The sequence below is a fragment of the Kribbella sp. NPDC051936 genome, assembly GCF_040680955.1.
In the GTDB taxonomy this organism is placed as follows: domain Bacteria; phylum Actinomycetota; class Actinomycetes; order Propionibacteriales; family Kribbellaceae; genus Kribbella.
In genome coordinates this window covers 85,149-101,355 of the sequence record NZ_JBFAXS010000001.1, presented here as the reverse complement: position 1 = coordinate 101,355, position 16,207 = coordinate 85,149, and the positions used below count along the sequence as shown (strand labels likewise).

At 69.1% G+C, this 16,207-nt stretch carries 14 protein-coding genes; 10 read left to right on the top strand and 4 right to left on the bottom strand.

Annotation, left to right across the window (positions count from 1 at the left end; all coding sequences use genetic code 11):
- The first annotated feature begins 10 nt into the window (after positions 1-10).
- The 3 genes from AB0L64_RS00455 to AB0L64_RS00445 are packed head-to-tail and all read left to right on the top strand — an operon-like array spanning position 11 to position 3,995.
- Positions 11-757 carry an SDR family oxidoreductase gene (locus AB0L64_RS00455; RefSeq protein WP_363706217.1) on the top strand — a complete coding sequence of 249 codons (747 nt, stop codon included), beginning with the start codon at positions 11-13 and terminating at the stop codon, positions 755-757.
- Entirely contained in the window at positions 754-1,968 is a 1,215-nt protein-coding gene (locus tag AB0L64_RS00450; protein WP_363706215.1) for an enolase C-terminal domain-like protein, read from the top strand. The genes AB0L64_RS00455 and AB0L64_RS00450 overlap by 4 nt, the downstream gene beginning before the upstream one ends.
- Entirely contained in the window at positions 1,965-3,995 is a 2,031-nt protein-coding gene (locus AB0L64_RS00445) for a hypothetical protein (protein ID WP_363706213.1), read from the top strand. The genes AB0L64_RS00450 and AB0L64_RS00445 overlap by 4 nt, the downstream gene beginning before the upstream one ends.
- A gap of 3 nt (positions 3,996-3,998) precedes the next feature.
- Here AB0L64_RS00445 and AB0L64_RS00440 read toward each other — a convergent pair whose 3' ends face one another.
- On the bottom strand, positions 3,999-4,667 hold the full coding sequence (locus AB0L64_RS00440) for a GntR family transcriptional regulator (RefSeq protein WP_363706211.1): 669 nt from the start codon (positions 4,665-4,667) through the stop codon (positions 3,999-4,001).
- 173 nt (positions 4,668-4,840) lie between these two features.
- Between AB0L64_RS00440 and AB0L64_RS00435 the strand changes: the two genes are divergently transcribed.
- The gene (locus AB0L64_RS00435; RefSeq protein WP_363706209.1) at positions 4,841-6,493 is read left to right on the top strand and encodes a phage tail tip lysozyme; all 1,653 of its coding nucleotides are present in this window, start codon (positions 4,841-4,843) and stop codon (positions 6,491-6,493) included.
- A gap of 19 nt (positions 6,494-6,512) precedes the next feature.
- Positions 6,513-7,130: an S-layer protein gene (locus AB0L64_RS00430; protein WP_363706207.1), complete on the top strand. Its 618-nt coding sequence runs from the start codon at positions 6,513-6,515 to the stop codon at positions 7,128-7,130.
- 11 nt (positions 7,131-7,141) lie between these two features.
- Here AB0L64_RS00430 and AB0L64_RS00425 read toward each other — a convergent pair whose 3' ends face one another.
- On the bottom strand, positions 7,142-8,014 hold the full coding sequence (locus AB0L64_RS00425) for an arginine deiminase family protein (protein ID WP_363706205.1): 873 nt from the start codon (positions 8,012-8,014) through the stop codon (positions 7,142-7,144).
- A 156-nt stretch (positions 8,015-8,170) separates the two neighbouring features.
- Here AB0L64_RS00425 and hisC point away from each other — a divergent pair, with 156 nt between their 5' ends.
- Both hisC and AB0L64_RS00415 read left to right on the top strand, forming a co-directional pair.
- Positions 8,171-9,250 carry a histidinol-phosphate transaminase gene (gene hisC / locus AB0L64_RS00420; protein WP_359935815.1) on the top strand — a complete coding sequence of 360 codons (1,080 nt, stop codon included), beginning with the start codon at positions 8,171-8,173 and terminating at the stop codon, positions 9,248-9,250.
- A gap of 3 nt (positions 9,251-9,253) precedes the next feature.
- Positions 9,254-9,964, top strand: a complete 711-nt coding sequence (locus AB0L64_RS00415) for an SDR family NAD(P)-dependent oxidoreductase (protein ID WP_363706202.1) — start codon at positions 9,254-9,256, stop codon at positions 9,962-9,964.
- Positions 9,965-10,091: 127 nt separating this feature from the next.
- On the opposite strand, the gene AB0L64_RS00410 is transcribed toward AB0L64_RS00415, so the two are convergent.
- The gene (locus tag AB0L64_RS00410; protein WP_363706200.1) at positions 10,092-10,685 is read right to left on the bottom strand and encodes a hypothetical protein; all 594 of its coding nucleotides are present in this window, start codon (positions 10,683-10,685) and stop codon (positions 10,092-10,094) included.
- Positions 10,686-11,162: 477 nt separating this feature from the next.
- On the bottom strand, positions 11,163-12,101 hold the full coding sequence (locus tag AB0L64_RS00405) for an EamA family transporter (protein WP_363706198.1): 939 nt from the start codon (positions 12,099-12,101) through the stop codon (positions 11,163-11,165).
- A 553-nt stretch (positions 12,102-12,654) separates the two neighbouring features.
- Between AB0L64_RS00405 and pdhA the strand changes: the two genes are divergently transcribed.
- The 3 genes from pdhA to AB0L64_RS00390 are packed head-to-tail and all read left to right on the top strand — an operon-like array spanning position 12,655 to position 16,163.
- Entirely contained in the window at positions 12,655-13,716 is a 1,062-nt protein-coding gene (gene pdhA, locus AB0L64_RS00400; protein WP_363708067.1) for a pyruvate dehydrogenase (acetyl-transferring) E1 component subunit alpha, read from the top strand.
- Between the two features lie 3 nt (positions 13,717-13,719).
- Positions 13,720-14,697: an alpha-ketoacid dehydrogenase subunit beta gene (locus AB0L64_RS00395; RefSeq protein ID WP_363706196.1), complete on the top strand. Its 978-nt coding sequence runs from the start codon at positions 13,720-13,722 to the stop codon at positions 14,695-14,697.
- Positions 14,697-16,163: a dihydrolipoamide acetyltransferase family protein gene (locus AB0L64_RS00390; RefSeq protein ID WP_363706194.1), complete on the top strand. Its 1,467-nt coding sequence runs from the start codon at positions 14,697-14,699 to the stop codon at positions 16,161-16,163. The genes AB0L64_RS00395 and AB0L64_RS00390 overlap by 1 nt, the downstream gene beginning before the upstream one ends.
- The last annotated feature ends 44 nt before the right edge of the window (positions 16,164-16,207 follow it).

The window sequence follows — 16,207 nt, the reverse complement described above, 5'->3', positions numbered from 1 at the left end:
GAGGACATATATGAGTAGCCGCACAGTCGTCGTGACCGGCGGCGCCGCCGGCATCGGACGAGGTGCCGTGGAACGGTTCCTGGAGGCCGGTGACCGGGTCGTTGTGCTCGACCGCGACATCTCTTCTGTCGGTGACCAGGTAACCGGCGTGCAGGTGGATGTCTCGGACCGGGCCGCGCTGGCATCCGTCGCGGAGGAGATCGGCGCGATCGACGTGCTGGTGTGTGCAGCGGGCGTCCAACGCTACGGAACCGTCGTCGACACGCCTTTCGAGGTGTACGACGAGGTGATGGCCGTGAACGTCGGCGGCGTGTTCTTCGCCTGCCAGGCGTTCGTGCCGCACCTGCCGCGGGGCGGGAGTGTTGTGGTGGTCGCATCCGTGCAGGCCTACGCGGCGCAGACGAGCGTCGCGGCGTACAGCATGGGAAAGGGCGCCCTGCTCAGCCTGGTCCGGGCGATGGCGGTCGACCACGCCCCCGACGGGATCCGCGTGAACGCGGTCTGCCCGGGCTCGGTCGACACCCCGATGCTGCGGACGTCGGCCGCTCAGTTCGGCGGTGGGCGCAGTACCGACGAGGTGGTGGCGGAGTGGGGGCGGTCGCATCCGCTCGGACGGGTCGCGACTCCGGGAGAAGTTGCCGAGGTCATCTACTTCCTGTCCTCGCCCGCAGCGTCGTTCGTGACGGGTGCCGACGTGAAGGTCGACGGCGGGTTGACCGCCGGCCTGGCCGTCGTATTGCCGGAGGACGCGAAGTGAAGATCGTCGACATCCGCGCGACCACGGTGACGATGCCGCTGGAGGCGCCGCTACGGCACAGCAACGGGGCGCACTGGGGACGCTTCGTCCGGACCGTGGTGGAGGTCGAGGCCGACAACGGCCTGATCGGTCTCGGCGAGATGGGCGGCGGCGGGCAGAGCGCCGAGGCTGCGGTCACCGGGCTGAAGGAGTATCTGGTCGGCCACGACCCGGCCCGCACCGAGGCGTTGCGCTGGATGCTCGCCAACCCGACCGCGAGCCTTTACAACAACCGAACCCAGTTGCTCGCGGCGATCGAGTTCGCCTGTCTGGACCTGCAGGGTCGCGAGCTCGGCGTCCCGGTGCACGCCCTGCTCGGCGGAAAGGTCCGCGAGCGCGTGCCGTTCGCGAGCTACCTGTTCTTCCGGCACGCCGCGGACGACGGCACCGGTGAGATCCGCACGCCGGACCAACTCGTCGCCCATGCCCGCTCGCTGGTCGACGCGCACGGGTTCAGCGTGCACAAGCTGAAGGGCGGGGTGTTCCCGCCGGACTACGAGCGCGAGTGCTTCCGGGCGCTGGCCGAGGCCTTCCCGGGGCACCGGGTGCGGTTCGACCCGAACGGCGCGTTCGGCGTCGAGGAGGCGATCCGGTTCGCCCGCGGCATCGAGGACCTCGACAACGACTACCTCGAGGACCCGACCTGGGGCCTGAACGGGATGCGCCGGGTCCGCGAGAACACACCGATCCCGCTCGCCACCAACACCGTGGTGGTGAACTTCGAGCAGCTGGCCGCCAACGTCCGCGACCCCGCGGTCGACGTGATCCTGCTGGACACCACGTTCTGGGGCGGTATCCGGCCGTGCGTCAAGGCGGCCGGCGTCTGCGAGACGTTCCAGCTCGGGGTCGCGGTGCACTCCTCCGGCGAGCTCGGCATCCAGCTCGCGACGATGCTGCACCTCGGCGCCGTCGTCCCGAACCTGTCGTTCGCCGCGGACGCGCACTACCACCACCTGCGCGACGACATCATTGCCGGCGGCAAGCTCCCGTACGCCGACGGCGCGATCGCGGTCCCGGACGCGCCCGGCCTGGGCGTGGAGCTGGACCGCGACAAGCTGGCCGAGTACGCCGAGCTGTTCCGCGAGCTCGGCCCGTACCCGTACGACCGCGATCCGGCCCGCCCGGACTGGTACCCCCTGCTACCGAACACCGATTGGGCAGACCCGTCATGATCCCTCGCTCAGCCGACCTGGCCAGCGACGTCCTCACCCACACCTACGACGACATGTTCAACCCGCCCGGGCTGACGAACTTCCTCGGCACCGCACAGGTCGACCACGACGTGATGGCGATCCGGAGCGTGAACTTCCCGCCGTACTCGCATGGCGACACCATCACCGGCCAGCTGTACGTCGACGGCCGGCTGGCCCGCTCGTACGGCGGCACAGTCGAGGTGGTGTGGCGCCCGGACTGCGTTGTGCGCTCCACCTCGGTCGACGGCCTCGACCTGCGCACCACGACCGCCTGCGCCCCCGGCCGGCCAGCTGTCGTCGTACAGCTGGACGTGTCCGGGCAACCAGGGCGGTCCGTGCGGCTGGGGCTTGCCCTGGCCAGCAGCGCGACTCGCTCGTCCGCCGGCTGGCTGCGCCCGGAGCCGCCGTCCGAGCCGAACGTCCTGCGGGTTGTCGACAATCAGGTTGTCGGCACCGGTGAGTCCGCCTCAGCCGTCAGTGTGCAAGGTCTTGATGTGCCCGGCACCGTGGACAGGTCCGTGCTCGAGGCAACTGTCGTGCTGGACGAGCGTGGGCGCGGCCGGCTGTCGTACGTGCATGTGCTGGCCGGGTCGCTGGAGGAGGCGACGGAGCACTTCGACGTGTGCGTGGCCGACGTACCTGCCGTGATCTCGGTGGCGGAGAGCATGTGGGACGTGGCGATCGCGGACGCCTTCGACCCGGCCAGCGACGGGTTCAGCGGCTCGCTGCCGGTGCTGGAGACGTCGAACGAGGCGCTGCGGAAGCTGTACTGGTGGGGTGTGCTCGGAGTCATCTGGTTCCGGCGGGACAACCCGGCCAGTGTGCTCGGCCGGACGTACGACACCTTGATGCCGCGGTACTGGCAGACGACGACGTTCATCTGGGACTACAGCCTGTCCTCGCTCACGCATGCCCTGCTCGACCCGGAGCCGATGCGGAAGCACATCGAGCACTGGATCGACCTGGACACGCACAAGCACTTCGGTACCGAGTGGCTGACCGGAGGACCGGTCGGCTACTGGTACTCGGTCAACGACTTCGCCATGACCCGGCTGGTGCGCGACTACGTGCGCTTCACCGGGGACGATGCGTTCCTCGACGCGACCGTCGGGCCGAAGGCGGTCGGCGATCATGTGCACGACTGGGCGACCGCTTGGCGCGGGCTGCGCGGCGACCATGCATTGGCCGACTACGGCGGCATTGACAACCTGCTGGAGTGTGTCAGCAGCTACGTGCACGAGGTGGCGAGCTTCAACGCGGCCAACGTCTGGTGCATGCGGGTGGCGGCCGAGATCGCGGACCGCTCCGGTGACGCGGACCGTGCCGCGCTCCTCCGCAAGGAGGCCTCGGCACAGGCCGGCCATGTCAACGACTTGTACGTCGAGGGCAAGGGCTTCTGGCACGCGCGGCAGCCCGACGGGTCGCTCGTCCCGGTCCGGCACTGCTACGACTTCAACATCGTCGGTACGACGATCCCCGACGACTTGTCCGAGTCGCAGTGCGCCGAGATGGTCTCGTTCTTCCAGCGGGAGCTCCAGACGCCAACCTGGATGCGCGCGCTGTCGCCGTACGACGCGGATGCCGCGTTCAGCGTCCGACCGGACCACCAGTGGAACGGCGCGTACCCGGCCTGGCCGGCAGACGCGGGGCGCGCGTTGTTCGCGCTCGGGCGGGGCGACGTACTGCTGGACTGGCTGCCAGGCCTTGCCCGGACGGCGAACCAGGGGCCGTGCGGGCAGGCGCACTTCGTCGAGGAGGCGCAGCTGGCGATGGCCGGCGGGGCGCGGAAGTCGCCGCCGCAGTTCCCGTACCTGATCGACTGGTCCTGCTCGTCGTCCGGCGCCTGGGTCAGCCTGGTGCTGGAGGGTATCTTCGGCATCGAGGTAGCCCTGGACGGCACCGTGACCGCCAGCCCGCAGGTCGCGGCACTCGACCCGGACGCCCGCCTGACCGGCCTCCGAGTCGGCTCGACGACGTACGACGTGACGGCCGACGGACTGGTCTGAGGGTCAGCCCGGGGGCATCGCGATGGCCTCGAGGAGGGACTCCTCGGCGCCGGCGAGGTGATGGCGGAGCTCCTCGACGCACTCGTCGAGCTCCCCGCGCTCGAGCAGCCGGATCAGCTTGCGGTGGGACGCGACCTGCTGGCGCGCGTCCTGCCGCAGCGCGTCCACCCGGGCCAGCGCGAGCCTGGCCTCACCGGTGATCGAGTCGGCGGTCGCGATCAGCCGCTCGCTGCCGGTCAGCGCGACCAGGCTGCGGTGGATGGCCAGGTGGGTCTCGGTCATCGCCTCCGGGTCCGCGCCGTCCTTGGCGGTCGCGGCGAACACCCGCATCGCCTCCCGGACCCGCTCCCGGGCCGCCTCGTCGGCGTCGTACCAGGCCCGGATCCCGGCGGACTCGAGCACGAACCGGGCACGGCAGATGTCGGCCACCGCCGCGGGGTGCAGGATCGCGACGCTGACCCCCTTGTTCGGCTCCCGGACCGCGAGTCCCTCGGTGACCAGCATGGTCATCGCCTCGCGAATGGTGCTCCGGGCAACCCCGAGCGCCTCGGCGAGCGGCTGTTCGCGCAGCGGCGTCCCCGGCTGCAGGTCACCGGCGAACAGGGCGCCCCGCAGCGCGTCGACCACCCGGTCCACCGTGGTCGAGCGGTCCACCCGCAGCCGTTCGTACATACCGCGATTCTCGTCCAGACCCGGTCCGTTGTCGCGCCCGACCCGGCCCCGGACACCTGCCTGTGGATAACTTCCGACCTCATGACCCGGTTTTCGGGCAGCATTTCCCTCTAGTGGCCGCCCCTTCCCGCGGACCGGCGCGGGGAGTCACTCGGAGCAGCGAGGAGCAGAGCGTGGGAAAGATCAGTCCGGCTCAGCTCCTCGGCGCGATCGGGCTGGTGCTGCTGCTGCCGTTGGTCATCGTGCTGCTGATGCTGCTCAGCGTTCTGGGCGGGCTGGACTCGGCCGAGGCGCAGTGCGCGCAGCACGCTCAGGACGAACCCATGATGGGCTGGCCGACCGATCGGCACCAGATCGACGGCGAGTGGAGCTTCTTCCACCAGGGCTACGACTTCAAGGTCGACGAGGACGCCAAGGTCTACGCGTCGCACGACGGCAACGTCGTCGCCGCCTCGGCGCACGAGGTCCGGATCCGGATGGCCTCGAAGAACGGGGACACGGTCACCCTCGAGAGCGTCGAGACGCGGTACAAGTACCTGAAGACCGTGAGCGTCGCCAACGGCGCGCAGGTCAAGCGCGGCGACGTGATCGGCACGGCCGGCGTCGGCAACGAGGGCACCGACGGCCAGGGGGCTCCGGTCGGGCTCGCCGGCGTGCACCTGCATTGGGAGATGTGGGCCGACCAGGAGAACAACAACAAGTGGTCGATCGTCCCGAAGCCGGAAGAGAACCTGTTCGAGGTCGACACCTCGAAGGGCGGCGGCTGCAGCTGCGTCGACGGCAACCTCTCCGGGGCCAACAACCAGCAGAAGGCGTTCAACTTCTTCGTCCAGAACGGCTACTCCAAGGAGCAGGCCGCGGGCATCGTCGGCAACATGATCAGCGAGTCGAGCGTCGAGCCGGGCCGCCTGCAGGGCACGAGCCCGGGCACCGTCAGCATGCCGAACGCGGTGGTCAACTCCTCGCTCGGCTGGGGCATCGTGCAGTGGACACCGGCCGGCAAGATGATCAACCCGTCCCGGGACGCGGGTGTCCCGGACGAGAAGATCGCCTCGCTGGGCTACCAGCTGGAGTTCTTGGTCAAACAGCTCAACGGCGACCCGCCGCTCGCGGAAGCGGCCGCCGGGCGGGCGATCAAGGGAGCGACGTCTGTCGAGGACGCCGCGTACCAGTTCGGGCACATGTTCGAGCGGTTCGCCGGCAGTGAGAACCCGAACCACGAGCGGTACGCCGAGCGCAAGGCGAACGCACGGCACGTGTTCGACCAGTTCGCCGGCTCGGCGCCCGCCGGCGGCGGAGACGCGGCAGCCAGCACCGGGGGCGGTTGCGGCGCCGGCAGCGGCAACATCGCCGAGGTCGCCAAGAACCTCGCCTGGCCGGAGGACGGCCACAACGGAGTCGCCGCGAGCATCGCGAAGAAGGAGTACGTCGACGCGATGGAGAAGTACAACGACGGCTCCAGCGGCGAGGACCCGTACAGTGACTGCGGCCGCTTCGTCGCGACCGTGATGCACATGAGCGGCGCCGACAAGGACTACCCGAATGTCGGAACCGACGTCCAGCGGACGTATCTGCAAGGCTCCGGGAAGTACGACTGGTGGCACGGGGATCCCCCGGGCGGCATGAAGCCCGGCGACATCCTGAACGGGCCCGGCCACACCTACCTGTTCGTCGGTCCGTGGGGCAAGGAGGGCGGCGGCTACAACGCCGCATCGGCCTCGCTGCACGGTCACGTGCCGCAGGCGGGTTACCTGTACGACGTCGGCGGAGGCGAGGGCAACTTCACGGTCTACCGGCTGAAGAACGCGCCACAACCGGCGAGCTGAGCAAGGACAGGAGTATCGGATGCTGGAGGAGAACCGGCGGCCCTTCATGATCGGCGTCGTGGCGCTGGCCGTCGTGCTGATCGTGATCGGCGGTGTCGTGCTGTTCCGCGGCGGCGGATCGAAGACGACGCTGAGCGTGACGTCGATCCCGAACGACCTGACCCTGACGCTCGACGGTCACCAGATCCCGGCGAACGGCGAGGTCAAGATCAAGGAAGGCCAGCACACCCTGGTGGGCTCGCGGCGCGGCTTCCAGAGCTACACCGAGACGTTCACGTCCGGCAGCGACCCGCTCACCTACAAGATGTACCTGTACGCCAACAGCGCCGAGGGCCGGGAGTGGACGAAGAACAACCCCGAGCAGGAGCGCGAACTCGAGGCCGAAGCCGGCCGCAAGTACGACCAGATCCAGCAGCGGCTCAAGGAGAAGTACCCGATCCTCGGCCAGCTGCCGTACATCGGCCCCGGCTTCCAGGCGACGTACACCCAGTCCAAGTCCGACCCGAAGAACCCCGAAGCCATCTCGATCGTCATCGAGACCTGGACCCCCGAGGCCAAGACCAAGGCCCTCCAATGGATCAAGGGCTACGGCTGGGACCCGAACACCCTCGACATCATCTGGAAGGCCGACAAGTAACCCAGCCCGACTCAGGCGGGGAGGATGAGTTCGCCGCCTGGGGTGGTGATGGGGGTGAGCGGGAAGTCGAGCGGGTTGGTGAGGCAGCGGGCCGAGCCGCCGCCCTTGTGGAACTCGGACAGGTCCAGGACGACGACGCGCAACCCGAGCCCGGTGAAGATCTCGTGCAGCCGCGGTGAGCAGGCCGGCATGATGATCGTCTCGCCGACCACGATCGAGTTCCCGCTGAACGCGAACGCCTCCTCGTCGGTGAGCACGATCGGGTCCGGGACGATCCCGGACAGCTCGGCCTGACTCGCGGCGTCGAACGCCGGCGGGTAGACCATCGCGTGGGTGCTGTCGACCGGGCAGAACGGCAGGTCGAGGTGGTACATCCCCTCGTGTGCGATCCGCAGCCCGCGCACCCGGATGTTCCACTCGGTCGCCAGTTGCTTGAGCGCCTCGACCTCGGTCCGCGGCCCGTACCCGACGACCAAGCTGTCGCCGAACACGAACGCGTCGCCGGACTCGAAGTGCGCCCCGACGCCCTCACCGCCGGTCCGCTCGAGCCGGAAGCCTTTCCCGGTGAACCAGTCGGCCGCGCTCAGCGACTCCTTCCGGCGCGGCTCGAACCGCATGTGCGAGAGCATCGCGCGCCCGTCCGCAGTGGCCAGCCCGAGGTTCATCGCGTACACCATGTCCGGCGAGTCCTCGCGCTGGTCGAGCACCTCGACCGTGCCGCCGGCGTCCACGATCGCCTGGCGCAGCGACTCCCACTGCTTGAGCGCCAGCGCCGGGTCCGGCTGGTCGTGGGTGGACATGTACGGGTTGATCACGTAGTCGATCCGGAAGTGGTCCGGCCGAACCATCAGATACCGACGACCCCACTCCAGCGGCTGCGCCATGAACACCCTCCCACGACCGTTGAGACCTGATCGCCAGATCCCCTGATTGTCCGACAATCAGTCAGTTTGAGGCTCGACGTACCCGGAGTCAAACCCTCGCGGCAGGTCACTCGGGACAGGGTGGTTCTGGGAATCGGTAAGGACTAACCTGCGGGCATGACCCCTGACAACGAGGTTCGCTTTCGCGCCTGTCTGGACGATGTCGCGGCTTACAAGCCCGGCCGTCCGCCGGAGCGCTCCGACGGCCGCCCGACGTACAAGCTGTCCAGCAACGAGAACCCGTACCCGCCGCTGCCCGGGGTGCTCGCCGCCGCGACCGAGGCCGCGGCGCACATGAACCGGTACCCGGACATGGGCGCGGTCGAGCTGCTCGAGGCGCTGTCCGCCCGGTTCGGCGTACCGGTGAGCGATCTCGCGGTCGGGACCGGCTCGGTCGCGCTGCTGTACCACCTGCTGCAGGCGACGGTCGCCGACGGTGACGAGGTGATCTACGCCTGGCGCTCGTTCGAGGCGTACCCGATCGCGGTGCAGCTGACCGGCGCGACGTCGGTCAAGGTCCCGCTGACCGCCGAGGCCCGCCACGACTTCAAGGCGATGGAGGCCGCGATCACCGACCGTACCAAGGTCGTGCTGGTCTGTACGCCGAACAACCCGACCGGCCCGGTGGTACGCCGCGACGAGCTGGTCGCGTTCCTCGACGCCGTGCCGTCGAACGTACTGGTCGTGATCGACGAGGCGTACCGCGAATTCGTCCGGGAGACCGACGTCGTGGACGGCGTCGAGCTGTACCGCGACCGGCCGAACGTGCTCGTCCTGCGGACGTTCTCGAAGGCGTACGGGCTGGCCGGGTTCCGGGTCGGGTACGCGATCGGTCACCCGGACGTCGTCGCCGCGATCCGGAAGTGCGCGCTGCCGTTCGGCGTCAGCTACGTGGCCCAGGCCGCCGCGATCGCGTCCCTGGGTGTCGAGGACGAGTTGCTGGAGCGCGTCGACGCCCTGGTCGAGGAGCGGCAGCGGGTCATGGCCGCGCTCCGGGCCGCCGGCTGGGACGTGCCGGAGTCGGAGACGAACTTCGTCTGGCTCGACCTGGGTGAGGACACGGTCCGGTTCGCCGAGGCGGTCCAGGCGGAGGGAGTCTCGGTCCGCCCGTTCCCCGGCGAAGGCGTCCGCGTCACGATCGGCGAACGCGAGGCCAACGATCTGTTCCTGCAGGTCGCCCGCGCCTGGCGCCAGTGACCGTTGAGTAGTCTCGTCTGGATTTCCGGGGCCTCTGCCGGGATCGGTGCCGCGCTGGTCGCTGCGGTGCCTTTCCCGGACGCCCGGATCATCGACGTCTCCCGTGGCGGGGGCGCGGCCGAACACTTCAAGGCCGACCTCGCGGATCCCGCGGACTGGTCGCGGGTCGCGGCGCAGTTCGCCGACGAGCTGGCGGCGTACGACGGTGAGCGCGTGGTCTTCATCCACAACGCCGGCACGATCACGCCCATCGGCCCGGCGGCCGAGGCGGATCCGGACGCCTACAACCGGGCCGTCCTGCTGAACTCGGCCGCGCCGCAGGTCCTCGGCGCCGCGTTCCTCCGCGCGTCGGCGCACCTCACCTGCGAGCGGCACCTGATCATGCTCTCCTCCGGCGCCGCGACAACGGCGTACGCCGGTTGGTCGTCGTACAACGCAGGTAAAGCAGCAGTGGAGCACTGGGTCCGGACCGTCGGTCAGGAACAACCCGCCGACGGCTGCCGAGTCATCGCGGTGGCGCCAGGCGTGGTCGACACCGCCATGCAGTCCGAGATCCGCGCGACCGACGAGACCGCCTTCCCGGCCGTGAGCCGCTTCCTCGAGCTCGAACGCACCGGTGCCCTGACCACGCCCGAGGCGGCGGCCGCCGGCATCTGGTCCCTGCTCACCCGGGATCTCCCCAACGGCTCCTGCGTCGACGTCCGCAAACTCTGAGCGCGGCCAGACACGAAGAAGCGGCGCCGGGAGGAGTGAGGCTTGCTCCCGGCGCCGCGGTGTTGCTCCGAATCAGTCACCCCACCGAGGTGGCTCTTTCGGGTCCTGCATCACTGACCAGGGAGGGTCAGTTGTTCTGCTCGTTGCTCTGCTCGCAGGTCTTGAGCGAGTCGACGGAGTTGCCGTCGTTGTCCAGGCCCAGGATGCCGGTCGGGTTCGACAGCGGGACAGTGCCGCCGATGCCCGTGATGTCGACCTGGTTGTGGCAGACCTGCCACGGGCCGACCTTGTTGTCGGACACGGAGACGACACCGTTGCCGTCAGCCTTGTACCACTTGCGGTTCTGCTCGTTCTCCTGCTCGCAGGTCTTGACGGCGGTCACGCTGTTGCCGTCGTTGCCCCAGCCCACGATGCCGGTGATGTCGTTGGCCGGCACGGTGCCGCCGATGCCGGTGCCGGCACCGAGGTTGTGGCAGGCCTGGAACGCGCCGAGGTCGTTGCGGTCGATGGCGACCAGCGAGCCGTCCTTGTGCATGCCCCACCAGCGAGCGTGGCCCTCGTCGTAGCCCTTGCTGGCCGAGGAGACCGCGTCGGCCAGGCCCGTGACCTGAGCCTTCTGCTGCGCGTCGTCGAGAACGTTGGCGCTCACGACGGTGGCCAGGCCGAGGGTGGCAACGGTCGCCACTGCCGCGGCGGCGACGATCTTACGAGTTACCTGCATTATGCCAGGTTTCCTTTCGGGTTTTGACGGATTCGTCTTAGTGGTAACGACACCCGGCACCCCCGGTTACAAACTTTTTTGTCAACTATTCCAGCGGCGCCGGAGTGCATAGCAGCGCGGTGATGACTTCCCTGACAGGACAACGAAACCCGCCGCTGACCAGGCAACTTGCTGGTAATGGAGCGGCCGGGAGAGTGAGTGGAAGTTGAGATGAAAAGAACCGTAACCGCGATCCGGGTACGTCGTTGAGTCAGCGCGGGTGACGGACGCCCGATGAATCGGAAAGATTGTTTCGGTGGGCTCGGTGGCTGCCGAATTGGCAATAGCACGATTCGTCGGAATATGTTGGAAGCATTGCCGGAGTATCGTGCCGTGTTTTTTCGGGGCAGGGCGCGACCGGCGGCCAGACCCGCTGCCGCGCGCATCGGCAGCGGTGGGAGACCCGGGTCCCTTGGGCCCGGGTCTTTCCTTTGCCGGTTACCGGCGCCGGCGCTCCGCGGTGACGACGAGTGCGACGCCGACGATGATCACCGCGCCGCCGAGCAGGATCTGCCAGGTCAGGCTCTCGCTCAGGATCAGCCAGCCGAGGAACACCGCGACCGCCGGGTTCACGTACGCATAGGTGCCGACCAGCGAGATCGGCGCGTTCGCCAGCAGGTACGAGTACGCCGTGTAGGCGAGCAGCGACCCGAACACCACCAGGTACGCGAGCGCGATCCATCCGCTCCCGTGGATCCGGTCGAGGTGCAGCCGCCCCGGCTCGCCCCGCAGTGCGGCGAGCAGCACCATCGCCGTACCGCCGAAGATCATCTCGTAGAGCGCCGTCACCAGCGGGTCTCGCGGCAGCCCGAGTCGCGGCGCGTACCGCGAGCCGATCGCCCAGCAGATCGTGCCGCCGACCAGGATCGCCACCGACAGCGGCTTCGCGCTCGTGTTGCCACCTGATAACGCGAGCAGGGCCGCCCCGCCGAACCCGATCAGTACGCCGACCCACGTCATCGCCCGTGGGCGCTCACCGCCGCCGACCCGCAGCAGCATCAGCCACAACGGGATCGCCGCGACCAGCAACGCCGCGAGCCCGGACGGCACCGTCTGCTCCGCGACCGCCACCGCGCCGTTGCCCAGGGCAAGCAGGAGGACACCGACCGTGGCCGCTCCGACGGCCTCCCGGCGGGTGATCCGCAGCCGCTGCCAACCGGATTTCAGGGCCAGCCCTGTCGCCAGCAGCAGCGCCGCGGTCAGGAATCGGGCGGCCATCCCCAGCATCGGCGGGATCTCGGCCTCGACCACCACGCGGATCGCCAGGTAGGTCGAGCCCCAGACGACGTAGACGACCGCGAGCGCGGTCCAGATCATCGCGCCCGAGGTCGTCCGGGAACCGGTCTCGGCCACTCTGGCCGGAGCGGAGGTGGCCATCGTGCGACTCCTCGAAGTGTCAGGGGCGTTCTGCAATAACGATGCTTACGCTACGACCGGGGTGCGACCCCCGCAAGGTGATATCCGGTCAGTAGTCAGCGGTATCCCGCCACGCGGGGGAGGCCCGCAATCAAGTTGTGACACTTCTCGTCGAGATGCTCGATCACTGTCATATGAGCGTGCCGATCGGACCAGTGGATGGACTGGTGTCTCACCGCGAGACCGATTTCGGTACCGCCGTACCCGCCGGAGTCCAGACAGTTAGCGGATCAGGCAACTGGTCGGTACGGTGTCCGCAAGATGGGAGTGAGACCAGTGAGGAGGTCCACTGCCAGCAGTGCATCAACCCTGGATCCACGCGGACCTGCCGTAGCCTCACCCGGCTGAAGAGGCCGGTCCCCGTGCAACGTTGCGGTCGCGGCGATCCCGCGCTCGAACCCGAGGAGTGCATGTGAGTGAGTCTGTCCCGGGCCCTGCCCCGGAAGTGTTCGCGCCCCACGAGGCGCCGGTCAGTCCGCCCCAGGCCTCCGAAGAGGTCGAGTTCGTCCAGCTCCTGACGCCCGAAGGCGAGCGCGTCGAGCACCCGGACTACTCGTTCGACCTGGACGACCAGGTGATCGAGGGCTTCTACCGGGACATGGTCCTGGTCCGCCGGATCGACGCCGAGGCGACCGCCCTGCAACGCCAGGGTGAGCTCGGGCTGTGGGCGTCGCTGCTCGGCCAGGAGGCCGCCCAGATCGGCTCCGGCCGGGCGTTGAACAAGAAGGACATGGTCTTCCCGACGTACCGCGAGCACGGCGTCGCGTTCTGTCAGGGCGTCAACCCGCTGAACCTGCTCGGCCTGTTCCGCGGCGTCGACCAAGGCGCGTGGGACCCCAAGGACAACAACTTCCACCTGTACACGATCGTGATCGGCGCGCAGACGCTGCACGCGACCGGCTACGCGATGGGCCAGCAGCGCGACCACGCGGTCGGCGACCCGGACTCCGGCGAGGCCACGATCGCGTACTTCGGTGACGGCGCCAGCAGCCAGGGCGACGTGAACGAGGCCTTCATCTGGTCCTCGGTGTTCAACGCGCCGGTGGTGTTCTTCTGCCAGAACAACCAGTGGGCGATCTCGGAGCCGATCGACCGGCAGACCCGGATCCCGCTGTACCAGCGCGCCGCCGGCTTCGGCTTCCCCGGGGTCCGCGTCGACGGCAACGACGTGCTCGCGACGTACGCCGTCACGCAGCAGGCCCTGAAGCGCGCCCGCGAGGGCAGCGGGCCGTCGCTGATCGAGGCGTACACGTACCGGATGGGCGCGCACACCACCTCCGACGACCCGACGAAGTACCGGCTGAACGAGGACCTCGAGCACTGGAAGCTCAAGGACCCGATCGAGCGCGTGCACGCCTACCTGACCCGGCACGCCGGGATCGGCAACGACTTCTTCGACGACGTCGACGCCGAGGCGGACAAGGTCGCCGCCGAACTGCGGGCCGGCTGCCTCGCGCTGCCCGACCCGGTGCTCACCGACTTCTTCCAGAACGTCTACGTCGACGAGACGCCGCAACTGGCCGAGCAGCGCGAGCAGTTCGCCGCGTACGCCGCTTCGTTCGAAGGCGAGGGCTGAGCGATGACCAAAATCACTCTCGGCAAGGCCATCAACGCCGGGCTCCGGGCCTCGATGGAAAAAGACGCCAAGGTCGTCGTGATGGGCGAGGACATCGGCAAGCTCGGCGGCGTGTTCCGGGTCACCGAAGGGCTGCAGAAGGACTTCGGCGAGGACCGGGTGATCGACACCCCGCTGGCCGAGTCCGGCATCATCGGCACCGCGGTCGGTCTGGCGCTGCGCGGCTACCGCCCGGTCTGCGAGATCCAGTTCGACGGGTTCGTGTTCCCGGCGTACGACCAGATCATCAACCAGGTCGCCAAGATGCACTACCGGTCGATGGGCAAGATCAGGATGCCGGTCGTCATCCGGATCCCGTACGGCGGCGGCATCGGAGCGGTCGAGCACCACTCGGAGTCGCCGGAGACGCTGTTCGCGCACGTGCCGGGGCTCAAGGTGATCTCCTGCGGCGACCCGGTCGACGCGTACTGGATGATCCAGCAGGCGATCGAGTCCGACGACCCGGTGGTGTTCTTCGAGCCGAAGCGCCGGTACCACGAGAAGGCCGAGCTGGACGAGTCCGTGCCGCCGGCGCTGCCGCTGCACAAGGCCAAGGTGGTCCGCGAGGGCACCGACGCGACGCTGCTCTGCTACGGGCCGATGGTGAAGACCTGCCTGCAGGCGGCCGAGGCCGCGGTCGAGGACGGCCGCAACCTGGAGGTCATCGACCTGCGGACGATCGCGCCGTTCGACCTGGCGACGATCTTCGCGTCGGTTCGCAAGACTCGTCGTGCGGTCGTGGTGCACGAGGCACCGTACTCGTTCGGGCCGGGGTCGGAGATCGCGGCGCGGGTGACCGAGGAGTGCTTCTACCACCTCGAGGCGCCGGTGCTCCGGGTGACCGGGTACGACACGCCGTACCCGCCGTCGCGGATGGAGGACGACTACCTGCCGGACCTCGACCGGGTGCTGGACGGCGTCGACCGGGTGATGGGGTACTGATGGGCGTCCAGCAGTTCCGTCTCCCCGACGTCGGCGAAGGACTCGTCGAGGCCGAGATCGTCAGCTGGAAGGTCAAGCCCGGCGACACGGTCAAGCTCAACGACACCATCGTCGAGATCGAGACCGCGAAGTCGCTGGTCGAGCTGCCGGTCCCCTTCGCGGGCGTCGTCACCGAGCTCCTCGTACCGGAAGGCGAAACGGTCCCGGTCGGTACGCCGATCATCTCCGTGCAGACCGACTCCGCCGAAGCCGCCGAAGCCCTCGCCGACGACCTGGTCCCGTCGGTCCCGGAACCGGAGGAATCCGGCGGCCGTACGGCGGTCCTGGTCGGCTACGGCCCCAAGACCACCGAAGCCAAACGCCGAGCCCGCAAACCCGCGGCCTCCGCCGGCTCGGCGCCGGCTCCGGCTGCGGGCGGGACGACCGCAGCTGCAACAGCACCCGCCGCGGACGCCGGTACCGCCGTCCCCGCACCGCAGGCCCCGGCCGCCCAGCCGGCACCTGCCGCCGCCGCGGCGGCGCCGTCCACGGGCGCGGCCTCCCTCCCCACCCCGGCGCCGCGGGCGCCGGTTGCTGAGGGCAACGGGTCTGTGCATGTGCTGGCGAAGCCGCCGGTGCGGAAGCTCGCCAAGGATCTGGGGATCGACCTGGCCGCGGTTGCCCCGACCGGGCCGGGTGGTGTGATCACCCGCGCGGACGTGGAGGCCTACGCCGCGGCTCCGGTCGAGGCGCCGGCTGCTGCGACGTACGAACCTGTGGTCAGCGGGCGCGAGGACACGCGCGTACCGGTCAAGGGCGTGCAGAAGGTGATGGCGCAGGCGATGGTCGCCAGCGCGTTCACCGCGCCGCACGTGACCGAGTGGATCACCGTCGACGTCAGCGCCACCATGGAGCTGGTCGAGCGGCTGAAGTCGGACCGGGCGTTCAAGGATCTGCGCGTCTCGCCGTTGCTGATCGTCGCGAAGGCTGTCACGCTGGCGGCCCGCCGTACGCCGATCGTCAACGCGGCCTGGGACGAGCAGGCCCAGGAGATCGTCTACAAGGGCGCGGTCAACCTCGGCATCGCCGCGGCCACCCCGCGCGGCCTGATCGTCCCGAACATCAAGGGTGCCGACGCGCTCACCCTGCCGGACCTGTGCCGGGCGCTGAACGATCTGGTCGCGACCGCCCGCGAGGGCAAGACCCAACCGGCCGACCAGGCCGGCGGCTCGTTCACGATCACCAACGTCGGCGTGTTCGGCGTCGACGCCGGGACGCCGATCATCAACCCGGGCGAGGCCGCGATCCTCGCCTTCGGCGCGGTCCGCAAGCAGCCGTGGGTGGTGGACGACGAGATCGTCCCGCGCTGGATCACCACGCTCGCGCTGTCGTTCGACCATCGCCTGATCGACGGCGAGAAGGGCTCCACCTTCCTCGCCGACGTCGCCGGCATCCTCGAGGATCCGGCCCGCGCACTGATGTTCTGAGCCCGGCGTCAGCTGGGGAGGATTTCTGCCGGGAATCCTCCCCA

Coding starts and splice junctions, on each gene's coding strand:
- AB0L64_RS00455 (WP_363706217.1), top strand. CDS start 11: ATGAGTAGCCGCACAGTCGTCGTGACCGGCGGCGCCGCCGGCATCGGA.
- AB0L64_RS00445 (WP_363706213.1), top strand. CDS start 1,965: ATGATCCCTCGCTCAGCCGACCTGGCCAGCGACGTCCTCACCCACACC.
- AB0L64_RS00440 (WP_363706211.1), bottom strand. CDS start 4,667: ATGTACGAACGGCTGCGGGTGGACCGCTCGACCACGGTGGACCGGGTG.
- AB0L64_RS00430 (WP_363706207.1), top strand. CDS start 6,513: ATGCTGGAGGAGAACCGGCGGCCCTTCATGATCGGCGTCGTGGCGCTG.
- AB0L64_RS00425 (WP_363706205.1), bottom strand. CDS start 8,014: ATGGCGCAGCCGCTGGAGTGGGGTCGTCGGTATCTGATGGTTCGGCCG.
- hisC (WP_359935815.1), top strand. CDS start 8,171: ATGACCCCTGACAACGAGGTTCGCTTTCGCGCCTGTCTGGACGATGTC.
- AB0L64_RS00410 (WP_363706200.1), bottom strand. CDS start 10,685: ATGCAGGTAACTCGTAAGATCGTCGCCGCCGCGGCAGTGGCGACCGTT.
- AB0L64_RS00405 (WP_363706198.1), bottom strand. CDS start 12,101: ATGGCCACCTCCGCTCCGGCCAGAGTGGCCGAGACCGGTTCCCGGACG.
- AB0L64_RS00395 (WP_363706196.1), top strand. CDS start 13,720: ATGACCAAAATCACTCTCGGCAAGGCCATCAACGCCGGGCTCCGGGCC.
- AB0L64_RS00390 (WP_363706194.1), top strand. CDS start 14,697: ATGGGCGTCCAGCAGTTCCGTCTCCCCGACGTCGGCGAAGGACTCGTC.